Annotated in this window: 17 protein-coding genes; 14 read left to right on the top strand and 3 right to left on the bottom strand. The window is 64.2% G+C overall.

Translation table 11 applies throughout. The features are described from left to right. Positions 1 to 435 precede the first annotated feature (435 nt). Positions 436 to 4,959, top strand: coding sequence for a YadA-like family protein (locus ASD55_RS18240; RefSeq protein ID WP_157598730.1), 4,524 nt, complete (start codon positions 436 to 438; stop codon positions 4,957 to 4,959). Next, on the top strand, positions 4,953 to 5,810 hold the full coding sequence (locus ASD55_RS01260) for an OmpA family protein (RefSeq protein ID WP_157598732.1): 858 nt from the start codon (positions 4,953 to 4,955) through the stop codon (positions 5,808 to 5,810). Before ASD55_RS18240 ends, ASD55_RS01260 begins: the two co-directional genes overlap by 7 nt. A 151-nt stretch (positions 5,811 to 5,961) precedes the next feature. On the opposite strand, the gene ASD55_RS01265 is transcribed toward ASD55_RS01260, so the two are convergent. From ASD55_RS01265 to ASD55_RS01275, 3 genes are all read right to left on the bottom strand, one after another. Next, positions 5,962 to 6,882: a helix-turn-helix domain-containing protein gene (locus ASD55_RS01265; RefSeq protein ID WP_235577693.1), complete on the bottom strand. Its 921-nt coding sequence runs from the start codon at positions 6,880 to 6,882 to the stop codon at positions 5,962 to 5,964. Positions 6,883 to 7,091: 209 nt separating this feature from the next. Beyond that, positions 7,092 to 7,703, bottom strand: a complete 612-nt coding sequence (locus tag ASD55_RS01270; protein ID WP_056717645.1) for an acyl-homoserine-lactone synthase — start codon at positions 7,701 to 7,703, stop codon at positions 7,092 to 7,094. A gap of 236 nt (positions 7,704 to 7,939) precedes the next feature. Next, complete coding sequence (locus ASD55_RS01275; protein WP_056763158.1) at positions 7,940 to 8,365, bottom strand: DUF4902 domain-containing protein; 426 nt, start codon at positions 8,363 to 8,365, stop codon at positions 7,940 to 7,942. Between the two features lie 98 nt (positions 8,366 to 8,463). On the opposite strand from ASD55_RS01275, the gene ASD55_RS01280 reads away from it, so the two are divergent. From ASD55_RS01280 to ASD55_RS01335, 12 genes are all read left to right on the top strand, one after another. Next, positions 8,464 to 9,174 carry an autoinducer binding domain-containing protein gene (locus ASD55_RS01280; RefSeq protein WP_157598734.1) on the top strand — a complete coding sequence of 237 codons (711 nt, stop codon included), beginning with the start codon at positions 8,464 to 8,466 and terminating at the stop codon, positions 9,172 to 9,174. A 567-nt stretch (positions 9,175 to 9,741) separates the two neighbouring features. After that, complete coding sequence (locus tag ASD55_RS01285; protein ID WP_056717685.1) at positions 9,742 to 9,921, top strand: Flp family type IVb pilin; 180 nt, start codon at positions 9,742 to 9,744, stop codon at positions 9,919 to 9,921. A gap of 121 nt (positions 9,922 to 10,042) precedes the next feature. Further along, positions 10,043 to 10,576 (top strand): prepilin peptidase, encoded by a 534-nt coding sequence (locus ASD55_RS01290; protein ID WP_082542608.1) that lies wholly within the window; start codon positions 10,043 to 10,045, stop codon positions 10,574 to 10,576. Positions 10,577 to 10,671: 95 nt separating this feature from the next. Then, entirely contained in the window at positions 10,672 to 11,115 is a 444-nt protein-coding gene (locus ASD55_RS01295; protein ID WP_056717642.1) for a TadE/TadG family type IV pilus assembly protein, read from the top strand. 30 nt (positions 11,116 to 11,145) lie between these two features. Then, a complete protein-coding gene (gene cpaB / locus ASD55_RS01300) occupies positions 11,146 to 12,186 on the top strand; it encodes a Flp pilus assembly protein CpaB (RefSeq protein ID WP_056763161.1) in 1,041 nt (346 codons plus the stop codon). 128 nt (positions 12,187 to 12,314) lie between these two features. Beyond that, complete coding sequence (locus tag ASD55_RS01305) at positions 12,315 to 13,523, top strand: type II and III secretion system protein family protein (protein WP_235577725.1); 1,209 nt, start codon at positions 12,315 to 12,317, stop codon at positions 13,521 to 13,523. 63 nt (positions 13,524 to 13,586) lie between these two features. After that, on the top strand, positions 13,587 to 14,837 hold the full coding sequence (locus ASD55_RS01310; protein ID WP_082542610.1) for a hypothetical protein: 1,251 nt from the start codon (positions 13,587 to 13,589) through the stop codon (positions 14,835 to 14,837). Continuing rightward, the gene (locus ASD55_RS01315; RefSeq protein WP_056717638.1) at positions 14,822 to 16,135 is read left to right on the top strand and encodes a CpaF family protein; all 1,314 of its coding nucleotides are present in this window, start codon (positions 14,822 to 14,824) and stop codon (positions 16,133 to 16,135) included. Before ASD55_RS01310 ends, ASD55_RS01315 begins: the two co-directional genes overlap by 16 nt. Next, positions 16,132 to 17,058 (top strand): type II secretion system F family protein, encoded by a 927-nt coding sequence (locus ASD55_RS01320; protein ID WP_056764405.1) that lies wholly within the window; start codon positions 16,132 to 16,134, stop codon positions 17,056 to 17,058. Before ASD55_RS01315 ends, ASD55_RS01320 begins: the two co-directional genes overlap by 4 nt. 19 nt (positions 17,059 to 17,077) lie before the next feature. Next, a complete protein-coding gene (locus ASD55_RS01325) occupies positions 17,078 to 18,034 on the top strand; it encodes a type II secretion system F family protein (protein WP_056717637.1) in 957 nt (318 codons plus the stop codon). 5 nt (positions 18,035 to 18,039) lie between these two features. After that, positions 18,040 to 18,918, top strand: a complete 879-nt coding sequence (locus tag ASD55_RS01330; RefSeq protein ID WP_082542658.1) for a hypothetical protein — start codon at positions 18,040 to 18,042, stop codon at positions 18,916 to 18,918. Between the two features lie 8 nt (positions 18,919 to 18,926). Further along, positions 18,927 to 19,376, top strand: a complete 450-nt coding sequence (locus ASD55_RS01335) for a DUF3613 domain-containing protein (protein ID WP_056763168.1) — start codon at positions 18,927 to 18,929, stop codon at positions 19,374 to 19,376. The last annotated feature ends 69 nt before the right edge of the window (positions 19,377 to 19,445 follow it).

Here is a 19,445-nt window from a genome sequence, read left to right on the forward strand (position 1 = left end):
GGCAGTTTCGCCCTTTCACCTGTAGGACAGTTCCCACAGTCACCGATCCGGTGCTCTCGCTGGACGATTCGTCGGGTCTTGCTGTCGCAACCTTCCGTAGTGGATTGCACACGCCGAAGGCCGCCGAATTTCAGGTCGAGACGGGTGGGCCTCGCCGTGGTTGTCGCCCGGCAAGGTGCTGCGAAGAACGATGTCGCGCTCATCGGGCGAAGGTTTTGCTGTCCCGGTAGAAAGTCCATTCGAACCGGGAAGGGGCGGGTGATCTTCTGAATCGAGTTCGTGTTGCGGGCTGACATTGCCGTCAGTCAGCCCATCAGTGCCGCGTGGTTGAGCGAGGGGAGCTGCCAACTAATTGCCGTATTCGTGCATGTCCTTGCCGGATACACATAGCGCAATGCCGGATTGACACATTGGATCAGTTGCGGGAGCGGTTCAATGAAGGTCAGCGTCGCGGGTATGGGCGCCTCAATCATCGGACGGCTTGGGCACAGATGTGCAGGTCGGATGCCGACCATCGGCAAGAGGGGTTTCCTAATGAATCGCATTTATCGTCTGGTCTGGTGCCGTTCCATCGGTGCCATGGTGGCGACATCGGAACTGGCCCGTGCAAGTCGCCGGAGCAGTTGCTCCGGTTCCCGTGTGGTGGGCAGGCCGTCGCTGCTGCTTTCGGCGATCATGCTTGGCTTTGCCGCCTTCCTGCATGGTTCGGTGGCGCTGGCACAGGATGCCAAGCTGGCGGATCTGCAATCGGTGATGGACAGGTATGACAGCAGCCATGCGGCCGTGCCGGTGGCGACGGCTGCAGCATCGCGGCCGTACTCGTCAGCCGCGCGCGTGGCGCCGCCGATGCCAGTGGCGGTTCGACCAGGGCATCGCCAACCAGCTGTATCGGCCGGGCTTCGCCACACCGGCGAAGTGGCCATGTCGGCGCGCGGATCGCGTGCCGTGCATGGAAGCAGACCCCGCAATGAACTGGCGACAGCGACAGCAACGCGCGGGCAGGCACCGACGGCAGCGATGGCGCAGCCTGGCAGGGCTTCGAGCCTGCAAGCTGCTGCAAGCCCGCAGGCGATTGCACCGCATCGCGAACTCGTTTCGCTCAAGGCGACGGACACCGCTCGGGAGCCAGTTGCGGATACCGCTCTGGATCGTCGCCGCGTGCACGCCACCAGGAAGATCGACAAGGATGACAACGGCGAGGATGTCGATGACGACGTTCTGGCCGCCGCAGAGGAGGACAAGGCAACCGCATCAGATGGCGCAACGCCGCCGACCCCGTCGCTCTCCCCGTATTCGTCGCCAGTAATTGCGAACGCCACCTTGTCGCAGGTGCAGTCCGCCCCGATGCCGACGGCCGAAAGCATGGCAATCGTCCAGCCGCAGGCGGTGCCCGTGGTACCGCCCCCCGGGCCGACACCCACCGGGCTCATCGTCGGCAATGGTGGCGTGGTCGGCACCACGACCGACCTGCTCGGTTCGACACCCAACGCGCTGTTCAACAACACGGACGGCTATGTCACCAGCGGCAGCCTGCGGGTGGACAACGCCAACTTCACCCAGGGCTATTCCACGCTCAACCTGCTTGGCCTTCCTGTGCTCAACCTGACACCTGTCGGCACCGTGCTCACGGCCACCAACGGTGACCTGGTTGGTGGCACCGGCATCAACTCGCATCTCACCTTGCTGGGCGGGGTCAGTTCAGGCAATTACATCAACAACATCAACAACGGTGCGGCAGGTGGACTGCTTGGCCTGGTGCTTCCCGGCGGCGCGCCGGCATGGTCATCGACTTGCCTCAACGTGCTTGGCGTGCTTACCGAGTCCTGCTGGGGCGTCAACGCGGCACAGGACTATCAGGTTCTGGTGGGTGATGGCGCCACGGCCAATGGCTCGAAGGAAGTGGTGATCGGCACGAACGCCAGCCATACGTTGGCTACGGTCGATGCCGACACCGTTTTTCCGGGCGATGGTCGCGACGACCCGAACAACCCGAGCGGCGTGCCGACGGCAGACTACGGCGCGCGCTTGGGCCACTCGGTCGTGATCGGAGATGACGCAGCGGGCACGGCCAATGCCCAGACCATCATCGGTGCCGAGGCCACCGCTTCCGTAGCCAACAGCGTTGCCCTGGGTTACCAGTCGTCGGCCACGCGCGGAGCGCAAGCCGGCTACACGGCATACGGCCTGGCGGCGCCGCAGACCTCTGTCGGCGAGGTGTCGATCGGTTCACCGGGCAGCGAGCGCCAGATCACCAACCTGGCTGCCGGCAGTGCCGACACCGACGCGGTGAATGTGGCCCAGCTCAAGAGCGTGAGCGCGCTGGCCGGCAACTCGGTGCAGTATGACGACGTCGGCGAGACCAGCGTGACGCTCGGCGGCACGACCAGCACCGACGGCGGGGTGACCAATGGCACCACCATCAGCAACGTGCATCAGGGGGATGTCAGCGCCACCAGTACCGATGCGGTCAATGGCGCGCAGCTGTATGCGACCAACACCAGCATCAACAACATCTACGATGTCGGTACCAAGTATTTCCAGGCGAATTCGGCGCTGGCTGCCGCCGCAGCCACCGGTGCCGACAGCGTTGCCGCCGGACCTGCGGCGATCGCCGGGGGAGACAGCAGCGTGGCCGTCGGCAACGGGGCTACGGCCAGCGCCAACGATGCGTTGGCCTTCGGTGCCGGTGCCACGGCCAGCATGGCCAACAGTATCGCGCTGGGTGCCGACTCGGTCACGCTGGTTGGTGCACAGACCAACTACACCGCCTACGGCCTGACCGCACCGCAGACCTCCGCAGGCGAACTCAACGTCGGCAATCGCCAGATCACCGGCGTGGCCGCCGGCAGCGCGCAGGACGACGCGGTGAATGTTGCCCAGCTGGAAGGGGTGGCCGGGGTGGCCAACAATTCGGTGCAGTATGACGATGCCAGCAAGGCCCATGTGACGCTTGGCGGCACGACCAGCACCGATGGTGGGGTCACCAACGGCACCGTCCTGGGCAACCTTCACCAGGCGGACCTCAGCGCCACCAGTACCGAGGCCGTCAACGGCTCCCAGCTGTATGCGACAAACAACAGCATCACCAACATCAACGACAACGGAACCCGGTACTTCCACGCGGAAAGTAGCGGCACGGACAGCATGGCGGTGGGCCAGGACAGTGTGGCGATCGGCATGAATGCGGTGGCCACCAATAGTGACGATGTCGCGCTTGGTGCGAATTCGATCACGTCGGCACCCCATACGGGAGACTTCGCCTTCTACGGTGGCAGCGCAGCAGGCAATGCCTTTGCAGCGTTGTCGGTCGGTGCCCCAGGCCAGGAGCGGCAGATCCAGAACGTGGCGCCAGGCGTGCTTGCCGCAACCTCGACCGATGCGGTCAACGGCTCGCAACTGTTCTCGGTGGTCAGCGGTGTGAACACCCTGGGTACGTCGCTGGCCAGCTCCCTGGGTGGCGTCTCGACCTATGACAGCGGCACCGGCATGCTGACCGCGGGCCTGAACTACGGCGGTGGCAGCTATGACTCGGTGCAGGCGGTCTTGGATGCGCTGACTGGTGGCGGCAGCAGCCAGGGAATCAAGTACTTCCACGTCAATTCCGCTGCGGCGGATGGCGGTGCCAGCGGCAGTGACAGTGTTGCTGTCGGCCCGCAGGCGGATGCCAGTGGCGCCAGCAGCGTGGCCATGGGCGACGGTGCCAGTGCAAGCGCCGACGATGCGCTGGCCCTTGGTACCGGCGCCAATGCCAGCATGGCCAACAGCATTGCGCTCGGTGCTGGCTCCATTACCTCGGTGGGTGCGCTGACCAGTTACACCGCCTATGGGCTGGTATCACCACAGACCTCGCTGGGCGAGCTGAACGTCGGCGATCGCCAGATCACCGGCGTGGCCGCAGGGTCGGCCGACGACGATGCGGTCAACGTGGCCCAACTCAAGGCGGTCGGCGACCAGGTCGATTCGGTCGACAAACTGGCGGTGAAATACGACGCCGACAGCTCGGGCAATGCGACCAACACCATCACCCTGCTCGGCGATGGCAGTGGCGCACAGGTGAAGGTGAGCAACATGGCCGCCGGTGATGAAACAACGACCAGCACCGACGCGGTCAACGGTTCACAGCTGTGGCACTGGACCCAGGACACCAGCAACATCTACAGCAATTACAACCTGTACAACGACATCGCAAGCCTCACGCAAGGTTCGGGCACCATCAAATACTTCAACGTCAACTCGACGCTCGGGGACTCCACCGCAACCGGCTCCGACAGCGTGGCGATAGGACCTGTGGCCGAGGCGTCCGGCAGTGACAGCGTGGCTATAGGCAACGGTGCCGCGGCAAGCGGCGACAATTCGGTGGCGATCGGCGCGGGATCGGTTGCGGACCGGGACAACACGGTCTCGGTTGGCAGCGACGGCAACAGTCGCCAGATCACCAACGTTGCGGCCGGTACCGAGGGCACCGATGCGGTAAACCTCGACCAGCTCAATGCCTCGATGACCGCGTCGACGCAAGGTTCGGTGCACTACGACACCAACGGCTCCGGCGGCATTGACTACGGCAACGTGACCCTGGGCAACGGCGGCGGCCCCACCACCATCCACAACGTGGCTGCAGGTGTGGCCGATACGGATGCCGTCAACGTCGGTCAGCTGAACACCGGCCTTGCGCGGGCCGTGAACTGGGCCAATTCGTACACCGATCAGCAGGTGCGCGAGCTCGGCAACCGCGCCAACGCCGGCGTCGCGGCCGCGATGGCGATGGCGGGGATGCCGCAGGCCTACGAACCGGGCAAGAGCATGGCGGCTGTATCGGCAGGCACCTTCCGCGGCGAATCGAGCCTGGCGATTGGCGTGTCCACCATTTCCGAAGGAGGGCGCTGGGTCTACAAGCTGACCGGTTCGACCGATACCCGCGGTGACGCCGGGGTATCCATCGGCGCCGGCTTCCAATGGTAGATCCGCAGTCGGTTATCCGCGGCATACAACGGAGTGGAATGCACATGATGAAAGTACGCCAATTGACGTTGCCGACTGTGCTTGCCGGCCTTCTGCTGGCCGGATGCGGCAGCAATCCGTCGAAGACGTCGGGGGCTGGCGACGACGTGGTCTTTCCGGATCCCGCACGTGCGACAGTGCCGGAGGGCAGCTTCGTCAACATCGAGAACCTGCGCAAGGTCGCACCGGGTGTCAGCAAGCGGCAACTCTACGCAATGCTGGGTACCCCACACTTCAACGAAGGCGTGTTCGGCGTGCGCGAGTGGAACTATCTGTTCGACTTCCGCAAGGTCGATGGCGAATCGTTCAGCTGCCAGTATCAGGTGCACTTCGATAAGGATGGCAAGGCCAGTGCCTTCTACTGGAAGCCCGCCTCGTGCAAATCGGTGATCGATCGGCCGGTCGAGCCGGTGGCGGCGCAACCGTCAGTGGCCTTGCCGGCGCAACCGATCAGGCTTTCTTCCGATGCCCTGTTCGCTTTCGACAGTGCGATGCTTACCGAGCAGGGCAGGGAACACCTTTCAGGTCTGCTGAAGCAGGTGCAGTCGGCCAGCCAGATCGAAGACATCCTGGTGGTCGGTTACACCGACCGCATCGGGACCGACGGCTACAACCGGGCGCTCTCGCGGCGTCGCGCCGAATCGGTTCGCGATTACCTGGTCAGCGGAGGAGTTTCCGCTGAAACCATCCAGGTGGAAGGACGCGGTGAGGCGGATCCGGTTGTCCAATGCACGGACCACGAACACGCCCGTCTGATTGCCTGTCTGGCTCCCAATCGCAGGGTGGAGCTGTCGGGAAGCGCCCGCTCCTGAACGTCCCGAGTTGTGCTGTTGCGATCGACGCCGTGGATGGCTGCTCCCTCTGTCGGCGCATCATCATCGGCATCCCATGCGTGGATGTGCCGGGGCGTCGACCGCGACGACAGCAAGCGACGGACGGGAACATCCCCATGTCGGGCTGACTTCAGTACGGCAGCGGTTCCGTAACCGGTGTTCGCATCAGCGTGTCGTGCGGCAATTCTCCGAACACGCGGCGATAGCTGTCGGCGAAACGCGACAGATCCCATAGTCCGCAGCTGAGCGCCACCGATTTCACCGAACGCCGGCTGACGTCGGACGCTGCCAGGCTCCGGCAGGCAGTACACAATCGCAGCATGGACAGGTAGCGGTTCGGCGAAATGCCAAGCATGTCTTCGAAGGCATATCGCAAGGCTCGTTCGCTCACTTCGGCGGCGTTGCACATCTCGTTGACGTAGATGTCGTTGCGCAGGTTGGCGCGCATGAACTGCTCGGTGCGCTGCATGATCAGGTAATGCCTTCGTCGACCGCGCGAACAGTTCGGCAAACTGTCCGCAGTTACGGCAAGACTGGCTGCAATGTGTGCCTCGAGCAGTGCCTCCACGTCGACGCGGGTTCGGCTGGCGGGCACGTCCGCCACGGATGGTGCGGCGGGTGTGGCGATCTGCCGGCACGTGGTCTCGTAGGCCGTCCTCAACTTCTGCGCGGCCGAAGATTCGGCAAGGCGGAATAGTGCATGCGGTCGGGAGGGTGCTGCTGAAGGGCGCGGGTCCATCTCCGAGAATTTCTCCCGAAGCCGTTGCAGCGGCAGCATCAGCAGCGTGAGCCGGCTGCCCGCCGTGAACATGAATTCGCTGTTGCCTTCGGGGAACAGGGTGAACGTCGTATCCGTGGCGAGCGACAGTCCGTGGCACCAACTGCTGTCGTCCGTGTGATGGATATAGCCGAGCAGACACCAATTGGCTGGCAAGCTGAGTCGGGCGCGGAACGAGAACGCCGATTCTGCGGTGCACAGGAAAGCGTCGTCTTGCGCAATGGTGTCCACGATGGCTCGCGGACCATCGGCGTTCAGGAGCACCATTTCCATGTTGCAGACCCGAAGGGTTCCGCTGAGGGAAACCAGGTCGCATGGAAGCAGAATGCCGTCGTCCCTGTCTAGCATGATAAGGAGCCCCCTGTGGTTCCTGTCTCCTGCTGATCCGAGTGGCGTTGTCGCTGCAGGCCCGTTCCGGATGGCTCAAGAAGGCTCCCGTCGACCGCCCCGTTTTCGGAGTCCTGCCGACGGCCCCTTGCGTGTCAGTGCGACAACCCGTTAGATGGTTGCCACGCGATGCCCAGTGCGGCACACGTCTGTTCGTCCAGTTCGATCCACATGGCCAGAACCGGTTTGCCGTCGATGGGTTGCGGAGGGCCGACACGGTGCGCATGCATGCCGATGCTCCGCAAGATGCGTTCGACGCCCATGGCGGTGAACGTGACGAGGCGGGTTGCGCCTTGCTCCAGCGCGGCATTGACCACGGCGGCGAACAGGATGCAGAAGCGGGCTCGCGCCTCTTCTCTCGACAGCGGCTTGAGTTCGGCCGTGTCCTTGACGGAGAAGCGTGAGAGCTCCCACACCCGCGGGTCGTGCGGGGCAGGCAGACCATTCATCAAGCCCGGGAAAACTTCGTCGAGCAGGTACGCCTTGGTGGTCGGCAACAACCGTGCGCAACCACAGATCCGACCCTGTCCATCTCTTGCAATGACGTAATGCGTGTCGGGACGATCGAACTGGTCAAATTCGCGCCCGTTCTCGGCGGGAAGTTGCCACTGCAGCGTTTCCACGAAAATGGCGTAGCGGTAGCTGGCAAGTTCCGTCTCGACGTCGCTGGAAAGCTGACTCCTTGTGCTGCTGAGCACGGTCATCATCACGCCTTCACTCCAGCCATGGGACGGATGGCATTAGAGGGAGAACAGCGTTCAGGCGATAACTGTAGAGACTTACAGCTGGCTCAAGGGGCTGGCTTTGAACGATGATGCAAGAGCCCGTGCAGATGCCACGCGGATGCACGATATCCGCCCAGGCAGTTTGTCCGATGGAATGGCTGTCGGGTCCGAGCCTGCCTGATCGCCCCGATCAGGCAGGCTCAATCGACCTGGCCCGGTCAAGTCATTCGAGGCCATGGGCGGCCGCCGTTCCAGGCAGTCGCCTCCGGTTGCCACTGTTCGCCAGTCAACCATGATTGCAGCAACTCGTGGGTCTTGTGGAAACCCAGATCATGGAAGCCCGCGGCCACCAGCATGACGTTCGTGTTTATGCCTCCGGGTGCCAGCAAGGTATGTCCGTCTTCCGAGCGGAACCATGCCCAGCCTACGCTGACTTGGTCCGGCAACTCTTCCGTCGCCCATTCGCAATAACCTGCGTTGAATGCGGGGATGTCGTCCTGGACAAGCTCCTCACACAGCGCCGGATCCTCCCATATAAGCCGCTGGGGAAAGTCCAGACTTGAAAAGGCATCGAAAGTAATGCGTATATAGCCATCGAAGGATCTGGACAGGGACATCCCCTGGAGAGGAGGGACGGAGATCATGGCGCTTCCTCTTCAAGTCGGGCAGCCATGCATAACCTATCCATACCAAACCGCGGAAGCCAGCTGTCAGATTCTGCAGATTGACAGGAGTCACAGCAGTGAAAGGGTGGCGTGAAGATTGTCTGGCCCGATTGACGTCAACGACGGGCTCCGTCGGTGACGTCGTTCAAGAGCTTGCGGTCATTGTCGGGCAGCTCGGATTCGAATACTGCTCCTATGTCATGCGCATTCCCTTTCCGATTGGAAGCCCCCAGGTCAGCTGGTCGAGCACCTACCCCAGGCGTTGGCTGGACCACTACTTCTCGCATGACTATCTCGAGATTGACCCGCTGCTGCAGCGGGTGGCGCGCGATCCTTCGCCGGTTGTCTGGAGTGACGAAAGCCTGCCTGGACAGCGAGGTTTCTGGGAGGAAGCCCGCGCCCATGGCATACGGCACGGTTGGGCGTTGAGCACGCAAGGCATGCACGGCACGGCTGGCATGCTTTCCCTGGCCCGGTCTCAGCAACCAGTGACCGAGTCCGAGCTGGCTCTCACGGAAATGAAACTGGTGTGGCTATCCCATCTGGTACATGGCCTGATCAGTGCAGCGGGGCCGGGTGGGCCGCAGCCGCTGGAGCAGGAACTTACCCTGCGCGAACGTGAAGTTCTGCGCTGGACCGCGGCGGGTAAGACCGCCGACGAAGTGGGGTCCATTCTCGGCATTTCCGGACGGACCGTGACGTTTCATATCTCCAGCAGTCTGGCGAAGCTCAATGCCGTCAACAAGACGCAGGCGGTCGCCAAGGCGCTTCTGCTGGAGCTCATCTAGCAGCGGAATCCGCCTCGACCGGGCGGCGGGCGAAGCCGGGGCGTCCTGGCCGGTTTTATCGCTTTTCCGCGCACCGCAGAAATCGCCGGTCCATGTCGACGACTCGTTGTCGGGTTCTTCCATCCGTTGCTGTTTCCGGGGATTGCACGTTTTCGGCAAGGCTTTCAGCAGATGCCGTTTTTGTGCACCTCACGAACGGCAATGACGAAAGAATCAAATCCGAGGTCGTTGTTCGCAGGAATTCGACATCGGGTCAAAGGGGGCTCGTCGTCGCGAAGGATCGGATTGGCAGGCAAGGCTCGCGGTCACGTCCTGACGTGATCGACACCATCTCCGGCCAGACGATCCGACTCGCCGCCCGATTCGCGCAGATCAATCGCGCTCACGCCACCCTCCAGAACCCGAGCACCGCATGCAGGCGCGGGAGCGGAGTCCTCGATCACGCGATTCAGGGCCGTGGCGACTTTCGTCGAGGCTCTCGGGCAACCCGGACGGTGTGTCACCGAGTGGGCATCATCCGGGATCGTTGGCAACGTGAGGAGCCTGGTGCTCCATGAGGGATCAGTCATGAACGTATCGGTCAGAGAGTTTCTGCGCGAAGAGGACGGCATCACGGCATTGGAATACGGGATTCTTGCGGCGCTCATTGCCACCCTGCTGGTTTCCGTGTTCGGACCGGGCATCTCCGGGGTATTCACCAAGATCATGACGGCACTCAGCGCGGCGGTGGATTCCGCCACGGCGTAGGTTCTCTTCGCGCGGCAACTCCCGTGAGGCCGCGGATGGTGACGAGGCACGACCAAGTTGCGTGTCGCTTGCAGCTAACCACCATCCGTTGTCTCCCGGACCAGGGATCAGGAGTCCGTAGATGTCCGAACCTCTGCAAGCACTGATCGTCATGCTGTGCGGGCTGACCATCTTCAGCGATCTGTACGCACACCGGGTACGCAATGCCTGGCTGCTGCTGGCGTTGCTGTCGGCCGGCGGCTGGCTGTTGTGGTCGTGGGCACGAGGTACGGCTGGTCCGCCTTGGCCGTCGCTGGCGGGTTTGCTGATCGGACTGGGTGCGTTGCTGCCTTTCTACATCGTTGGTTGGATGGGGGCGGGTGACGTGAAATTCTTCGCGACGCTCGGCTTCCTGCTCGGCGGTGAGGCGTTGCTGCCGATATGGATCATTGCGAGTCTGCTCGGCGGTATGCATGCCATCGTCATCACGGTGGCGCGGCAGAAGACCCCCCTGGCGTCGGGACCGGTCGCGATGGTGCAGACGATGTCGCGCGAATCGCGACTCTGGCAACGAGTGATGACGGCTCGCCAGGGGCGCAAGGGAATTCCCTATGCGGCTTACATGGCGATCGGCGCCCTGTTCACGCTGTACGCGCCCAACGTCGTGCACTGGTGATCCGGATGACCTGCCAGGGAGCTCCCTTCCGCCCCCGTGCGCCGACCAGGGCCCTGGCTTGCCGCCACGGCCGGAAGTCGCGGCAGCGCGGCGCGATGGCGGTGGAGTTTGCACTCATCTTTCTTCTGGGTGTGCTTCCGTTGCTGCTGTTGACGGTGTCGGGCGTACTGATCTTCGCAGCGAAGCAGTCGCTGACACTGGCAGCCTCCGAAGGGGCGCGCGCGGCTCTGCGCTTCGGCGTCCATGGTTCGATCGCCGAACGCGAGGTGTCGGCGTGTCTGGCGGCGAAGGAGTCCATGCAGTGGCTGCTGGCCTTTTCCGGCGAGACTCCCGATTGCAGCACGCCGGGGAATACGTCGCCCATCGCCATCACGGCCATCAGTTGCCCCGCCGGTGGCGCCCAGTGCGTGCAGGTGGTCACCAGCTTCGATTACGACGCCCACCCGCTCATTCCCGGCACGGTCACCGTCTATGGCTGGGTGCTGGGCAAGACCATAACCAGTTCCGCCGTCGTGCACCTCGACAGCGTGGGCAGCTGAATATCCGTCACGGCCATCAGGAGGCATTCGATGCAAAGGATCACCCGCGTTGCTGCCCTGGCTCTGGTTGCGATCGCGATCGTGCTGGCCATCGTGGCGTTCGGCCTCGGTCGCCGCGCGTCAAGACAGCCTTCGGTCAACACTTCGGCGCCCCGGCCTGCCATGACGACCGCGGCTTCGCAGCAGGGGTTCGATGTGGTGGTCGCGGCGGAGACGTTGAAGGAGGGCGTGATCATCCATCGCGAGGAACTGCGCGTGGTGAAGCAGATGCAGCGACCCTCGGGCAGTTTCGCCGACGTCGCAGAGCTGGCAGGAAGTGTTCCGCGCATCGACATTCCCGCCGGCATGACGGTGACGGACACATTCCTTGTCCAGGGAATGGCCAAGCTCCTGAAGCCGGGTGAGCGTGCGCTGGCCGTGCCGGTGGACGAGCAGGCCGGCGTTGGAAACCGCGTGCTGCCCGGCGACTACGTGGATGTGTTCCTGAGTCTCAAGCCGCCGCCGGTGACCAGCCTCGGGAAGCAAATCGTCGACGGAACGCAGACCCGGTTGTTGCTGTCGCACCTGCGCGTGCTGGCGTACGGTGATCAGAATCTTCCGCACCCGCGGGTCGTCGCGAGCGACGCTGCCGCTGGTGACGACAGCAAGGGCGCAGGCCGTGCTGAAAAGCAGGTCTCCCTGTCGAGGCGGGAAGGCCCGCCGGCGGCGCCCCGCACCGCGGTACTCGCCGTGCCGCTCGAGGATGCAGACCGTTTGCTGCTCGGCGTGCAGAACGGCAGGCTTGCGCTGGCATTGCGGCCGGCCGGTGACGACAGTCAGGCGGATCGCCAACTCTTCGAACAACCGGGTGGCGTGCTTGCCGCGCGTCCCGATCTTGACGCCGACCAGCATCAGGCGCTTGGTCAGCCGGAAAACCGCGCCTACGCGGGCATCAACGGCCCGGGGCTGGCTGGTCTGACCGTTTCGGGGGCGCGCTCGCGGCCCTACCGTCACGAACGACCAACGGGCCTCGAAATCATCCGTGGTTATGCGAGCGAACCCGCACGGGACACACGGAAGGATCTCCCATGAAGACGCCGAGGCTGTGCATGACTTTCCTTTCGCGAGCCGCAGGCTCGGCACGACCGTGGATGGTGGCGGGCCTGGTGCTGGCATTGTCCTGGCAGGTGTCATCGAACGCGGCTGCAGCGGCGGCCGGGATGGACTTGCAGACCCATGAACAGCGACCGTGGCATCTGCCGGCCGATCTGGAGCGGGTGGCCATCGCCGATCCCGCCGTGGCCGACCTCATGATGCTGAAGGGACGGCATGAGGCACTGCTGATCGGCAAGCAGCCCGGCCAGACCACCTTGCTGCTCTGGCACCGCGGCCAGCCCGAACCGCAGCGTCTGCTGGTGCGTGTACGCAGCGCCCTGCAGGCACAGCTGCAGGATGGTGCTGGCGTCGGGCTCACCGTGCACGATGGCGCTGCGATGTTGCAGGGCAGTGCCCCGGACATGCTCGATCATCAGCGGGCGATCGACGCGGCCGGCATCGCCGTGGGTGCCAAAGGCGACGTGGTCGATACCTCGACCATCGCCAGTGGCGGGGTGGTGCAGGTCGATGTGAAGGTGGTCGAGTTCGACAAGACGACGCTGAACCAGTTCGGGCTGAACTTCCAGAACATCAACAATGGTTTCAGCTATGGGATAAGCGGTCCGAGCAGCAGCTCGAATACCTCATCTGGCGGAGTGCTCTCCTCTGCGTTCAGCCTGGTTGCCCACTCGGCTACCGGACAGTGGAATGCCAGCCTTGACCTGCTCAAGAGCGACGGGCTCGCCCGGGTGCTGGCCGAGCCCACCCTGGTGGCGCTGTCGGGTCAGAGCGCGAGCTTTCTTGCCGGCGGCGAGTTGCCGATCCCCGAACCGCAGGGTCTGGGCGCCACCACCATCGTATTCAAGTCGTTTGGCATCGGTCTCACCGTGACGCCGACGGTACTTTCCCCCGGCCGGATTGCCCTGAAGGTGGCGCCGGAGGCGAGCGAGCTGGACTACGCCAACGCGGTGGTGTTCAACGGCGTATCGGTACCGGCGATCAGCACGCGTCGTGCCGACACCACCGTGGAACTGGGCGACGGCGAGACGTTCGTGATCGGCGGCCTGGTGAGCCAGCAGGTCATGAGCAAGGTCAACAAGATTCCGTTGCTGGGCGACATACCGATACTCGGCGCGTTCTTCCGTGACGTCAGCTACAGCCGCCAGGACAAGGAGCTGGTGATCATCGTCACGCCGCACATCATCAAGCCCTTCGCGCCAGGGACCCACCTGCCGCTGCCGGGCCAGCGGGAAGTCCGGCGCAACCTGCCGGTATGGGGTTCCTTCCTGCTCAATCCTGCCGGTGCGGATCAATTGCCGGGCTTCTCACGCTGACCGCAGGCCATGGACATGCACGTATCCGCCTCGTCGTCACTTCTCGGAAAGCCGGAGCCCGGAGTGGATCTGCAGTTCTACTCGCCGGATCAAAAGCGCGCGCAGCGCCTTTCCGCCAGGCTGCGGAATTTCGCCACCGTTCACTGGATAGACCGTGGGCCATCCGCGCTGACCGACGAGTTGCCACCCGCAACTTCGTCAGGTCTGGTGTTGCTGGACTATTCGCTGGACGCGGCCGAGGAATCATCAACGCTGGCGCGTCGATTGATCGTGCACGCGCCGGATTTGCCGCTGGTCGGCGTGGGTTCCACAGGCATGGATCGCGCCACGGGCGTGCTGGCGGCACTGCGTGCCGGCGTGCGCGACTTCCTGGACCTGGATGCCACGGATGAAGAGCTGCGCCATCTGCTCGCGCGCGTGCAGAGTCAGGCCGAGCTGGCCCGCATGGCCCGCACGCGGACCATCCCGGTGCGGGCGCCGGGACAGGTTGTGGTGGTGCTTGGCGTCAGGCCCGGCGTCGGCACCAGCACCCTGGTAGCTCACCTGGGGGCGCTGGCGATGGCCTCCGGGCCGGAGCCGGCAAAGTCGGAGGTCGGTGAAGCGTCAAGCCAGGTATTGCTGCTCGACCTTGGTCGTCCTTTCGGCGATGTCGCGCTCTACCTCGGCGTGGATGGCGATTTTCACTACGACGACGCCTTGCGCAGCGCGAGGCGGATTGACCCCATCCTGATCCGGACCGCGCTTGCGCATCATTCGAGTGGCCTGGCGCTGCTTTCACAGGCGGCGGAAGCCAGCGGAACACAGGCTGTGGATACCGAAGCCGGGATGCTGATCGACCGCTTGCGTGATCACTTCGGCCTGCTGCTCTGCGATCTCGGTGGCCTGCCTGTCGGCGCGGCACCGTTGCCGCTGCTGCGCAGTGCCGGGCAGATCTGGCTGGTGGCCGACCAGGGCATTGGGTCGCTGGTATCGCTGGACGCCACCTTGCGCGAACTGGAGCGGCTCGGGCTGCGCGATGGCCGACTGTCGCTGATCATCAACCGCTACGGCGAGTACGAGGGAGCCAGCGCCACGCAACTGGCCGACCGGTTCAAGTTGCCTCTGCTGGCCACCTTGCCGGAGCGCACCCGCGCCCTGCGCGGCTGTACCAACCGCGGCCAGCTGCTGCATCAGGTCGCTTCGCGGGATCCATATGTGCGCGCACTGCGACCCCTGCTCGAAAAGATGCAGGTGGGTTCTGCCGGTACGCCGGCTTTGACCGGCTGGAAACGGCTATTGCCCCATCTGGGAGGTTTCCGATGGACGACCAGGTAACACCGTTCGAACAGACGCAGCAGTTTCACGACGTCCTTTCGGCGGCGCACGAGTTTCTGCTCAACCGGATCGAGGACCAGCACCTCGACGTCGCTTCGTGGTCGCACGAGACGGCAGCAAAATACGTGAGCATCGAGACGGCCACCTTCGTGCAGGAATGGCGGATACCGGTCAACGAGTCGGAAATGCACAAGGTGGCGGTCGCGCTGGTGAAGGAGGTCACCGGGTTCGGGCCGCTGGACGACCTGCTCGCCGATGGCGAGGTCGAGGACATCCTCGTCAATGGCTATGAGAACGTATATGCCTCGCGGCACGGCATCCTGCAGCGCGAACCCGTCCGCTTCAGCGACAACCGGCATGTCGTGCGCATCGTGCGGCGGATACTGGCGCCGCTCGGTCGGCGGCTGGACGAAGCCAATCCGATGGTCGACGCACGCCTGGCCAATGGCGGGCGACTGAACGCCATCATCGAGCCGCTGTCGGTGACCGGCCCCACCGTGTCGATCCGCAAGTTCCGGCAGGATCCGTTCACGCCGGAGCAACTGGTCGGCAACGGCACCTTCGATCGCTCGATCCATGCCCTGCTGCAGGCCGCGGTGGCAAGTCGCTGCAACATCCTGATCTCCGGCGGCACCAGTTCGGGCAAGACCTCGCTGCTGAACGCGCTGGCCAGTTTCATCCCCGATGCGGAACGCGTGATCACCATCGAGGACACCGCGGAACTGTCGCTGAGTCATCCTCATGTGGTGCGCCTGGAAAGCCGGCTCGGTGGCTTCGACGGCGGCGGCGCCGTCGGCATCCGCGAACTGGTCCGCAACAGCCTGCGCATGCGCCCCGACCGCATCGTGGTCGGCGAGGTGCGCGGCGCCGAGGTGCTGGAAATGCTCCAGGCAATGAACACCGGTCATGACGGATCGATGTCCACCGTCCATGCCAACTCGCCGCGCGACGCGTTGTACCGGCTGGAGATGCTGGTGGGCTTTGCCGGCTTCCAGGGCAGCGAGGACAGTCTGCGCCGCCAGATCGCCAGCGCCATCGATTTCGTCGTCCAGATCGCCCGACTGAGCAGCGGACGCCGCGTGATCACCTCGGTCACCGAAGTGACCGGGGTGAGCGACAAGATCATCACCACCCAGGAGATGTATCGCCACGAAACCCGTGTCGGCAGCGACGGCAAGGAACAGGATCGCTGGCCGGGACTCGGCTTCCATCCCAACACGCGCAAGCTGGAGCCGTTCCGCCAGTTCCTGCAGGACGCCGTGATGGAATCCCAGCGCCAGGAGGGGTGGCCGCGATGAACGTCGCGTTGATGCTGGTGTTGTTCAGTGCCATCTCGTTGCTGTTGGCCGGGGCGATCGAGTTGTGGTGGGGCAGTCCGTTGCGCCAGCAGCAGCGGAAGAGTTTTGCGGCGATCGAGAAGGCGCTGACCGGAACGGCGCCGTCGTCGGTCAGTCCCGTCACCGTTGCCAGGACAGCGCCTCGGGAGGGTCTGGTCACCGACCCGTTATGTCTACGGGCCGGTTTGCCGGTCGGCTGGACGATGCCGGTATTTCTGGGGGTGCCCGCGGTGGTGCTGGTGGCACTGGGCGCGTGGCGCCTGGGTACCGCATGGGCCGTCCCGGTGCTGCTCGTCGTGTACCTGGTGCTGGCATGGCTGTGGCTGCGCTCGCGCATCGACAAGCAGCGCAAGCAGCTGATCCGGCAATTGCCTGACTTCCTCGACGCGATGGTGCGTCTGGCCAGCATCGGCAACAGCCTGCCGATGGCGTTCCAGACGGCCGCCCTTTCGGTGCAGATGCCGCTGCGTGCCGTGCTCGATCGCACCATGCTTTCGGTGCGATCCGGTCAGGAACTGGACTACGCACTGCAGTTGGCGGCGCGGCCCTATCGGCTGGAAGCCATGGACCTGTTGCATGTCGTGCTGGGTACCGCGGTACGTATGGGCGGACGCGCGGATCACATCCTGCAACGAATGAGCGACTTCATGCGCGATCTGGCACATGCCCAGCAGGAACTGCACGCAATCACCGCCGAGACGCGCATGTCCGCGTGGGTACTGGGCCTGCTGCCGGTGATCGTGTCGGTCCTCATGACCCTGCTCAACCCGGCCTTTTTCGGTCCGATGTTCAGCCATGCCCTGGGACACCGGATTCTGCTTGCCGCGCTGGCGCTGGAATTGCTCGGAGGCTTCCTGTTGTATCGACTGGCCAGATCGCTGTGACGAAGAGGGAGGACGGGTGATGACGGCAGGATGGTTCATCGCATCAGCGGTATTTGCTCTGGCACTGGGAATCGCCTTGCTCGGCGTGAGTCTGATCCAGCGTGTGAGGGAAGAAGAGCAGCAGGCACACGCGATCGACCGGGCATTGGCGCGCGTGCAGCGACGGATGGTGGAGGACGGTCCACACGCCACGTCAGTCAGGAACTGGTGGGGCGCAGTTGTGCAGTGGCTGGAGTCGGTCGGCCGCCATTTCGAGAACCGTCAGCTGGGCAAGGCGCTGCTCACCGCCGAAGATCGCCTGCTGCTGGATCAGGCCAATCGCAATACGGTATCCGGGCGTGCGCTGTTCCTGGGCCTGCGACTGGTGATGGCCTTGCTGCTGCCCGTGCTGGTGGCCATCTGGATGCGGCCAACCGGCGTCAAGGCCGTCACCGCCTTGCTGGCCGCACTGGCCATCGGCGTGTTGTTGCCGAAATTCCTGCTGAGCAGTTGGGCATCGGAGCTGCGCCGGCGCGTCGAGAACGAGCTGCCACTGCTGATCGACTTGCTGCGGCTGCTGCAGGGCATCGGCTTCAGCATGGACCAGAGCCTGCAGATGCTGGCCGAGCGCTTTCATCCCGTGCTGCCGATACTCGGCCGCGAGATCCGCGATGCGAACATCAACTACATGCACGGGCGCTCGCGCGATCAGTCGTTGCATCGTCTGGCCGAGTCCTTCGACAACGAGGATCTGAAAAGCCTGGTGCAGATCATCCTGCAGGTGCACCAGCATGGCGGCGCCGTGCAGGAACCGCTGCGCCAATTTGCCGAACGCCTGCGCGAGCAACGCAAGATGAAGATGAAGGAGAAGGTGGGCAAGCTCTCGGTGAAGATGACGGTGGTGATGATGCTCACCCTGCTGCCGGCACTGATGCTGGTGCTGGCGGGGCCAGCGGCGATCTCGCTGATCGAGACAATGGTCAGGCTGAAAGGATGAAAAGCATGACGAACGCGTATCGCTTTCCGTTGTCCCGTTCCGCGATCCGGCGGCTGGCTGTTGCAGCTGTACTGGGCGGCGCCTGCCTGCTCGCGGCATGCGCGCCCCGCAGCGGCTACATCAACCATCTCCAGCCGGACATCGGTCCTGCGCCGAAACCGGGCAAGAGCAGCAGCGGCATGTACCTGGACCTGATCCGCCAAATGCAGAAGCAGGGCTCCTATTACGCCTCGCTGGCCAACATCGAGGCTTTTCGGCAGCGCTACGGCAATCCGCCCGCACTGCGGCAGTTGCAAGGCGATGCGCTTCGCTCCACCGGGCAGACGGATGCGGCGCGAGCCGTCTATCAGAAGCTGCTCGATACCGATCAGGCAGCGTCTGCCTGGCATGGTCTCGGTTTGATTGCGGCCAGCGAAGACCGAAGCGACCTGGCCGAGCACGCATTGTCGCGCGCCGTGCAACTGGATCCGGTCAATCCCGGTTATCTCGGTGACCTCGGCTTCGAACGTCTGCGCACGGGGCAGCTGGTGCAGGCACGCGAACCACTCGCCAAGGCGGCGGAACTGGCGCCGGAAAGCGTCAAGGCGATCTCCAACCTGGTGCTGTGGATGCTGCTCAATGGCGAAGCGGCGCGTGCCGACGACACGATGCAACAGGCCGACCTGCCACAGCCCGCGCGCGAGCAGATCATGCGGCTTGCCGCGGAGATACCCGCACGGCGCCATGACGTCGCCTCTTCGGCGAAGGTTGCGGCACCACGGACGACCGACCGCCGCACGGCGGTCCCTTCAGGCTTGCCTGATTCCAACCAGATCATCGGTGTGCCCGATTCCATGCTGGAGCGGTTCGGCGCAGCGTCCACGCCAAACGAGGTGAATCCATGAAGGCGCGAATGAACGCGATGCAGGCAGGCTGGATGATGTCGTTGCTGCTGTTGGTGACCAGCGCGGCCTGTGCCCAGCAGCGCCCGTTGACCGGGCAGATGATGGGCGGAGATCCATCGACGCCTGTGCAACCCGCGCCGCAGGCTTCCGCGGCTGGACCGCTGCGCCAGGTATCGGACCATCAGCCGCCGGTCACTCCGACCGTGGTCGGTGCGGATGACCCGGTGGCCACGACGGGTGACGAAACGGGGCTGGCCGGGCAGCCCGCCAACGAGATCGGCGATGTCACTCGCAGCTTGTTGCAGATGCAGGTGGACGCCCGTCGGCCCGGCCAATCCCTGCCCATGCTCGGCGATGAGGCAACCCTCGCCTACCGGCGCTATCGGCGCAGCTTCAACCATGACATTCCCGAGTTCTACGAGGCAACCATCGGCAAACACGGCGATGAAGGGAAGTAGCCGCTGATGCGTGCGGCCGTCGAAAGACGTGGCGGGGTCGGTGCCGGGCGGTTGCGCGCCGGCGGGCGA

It is taken from the genome of Rhodanobacter sp. Root561, assembly GCF_001427365.1.
Lineage (GTDB): Bacteria > Pseudomonadota > Gammaproteobacteria > Xanthomonadales > Rhodanobacteraceae > Rhodanobacter.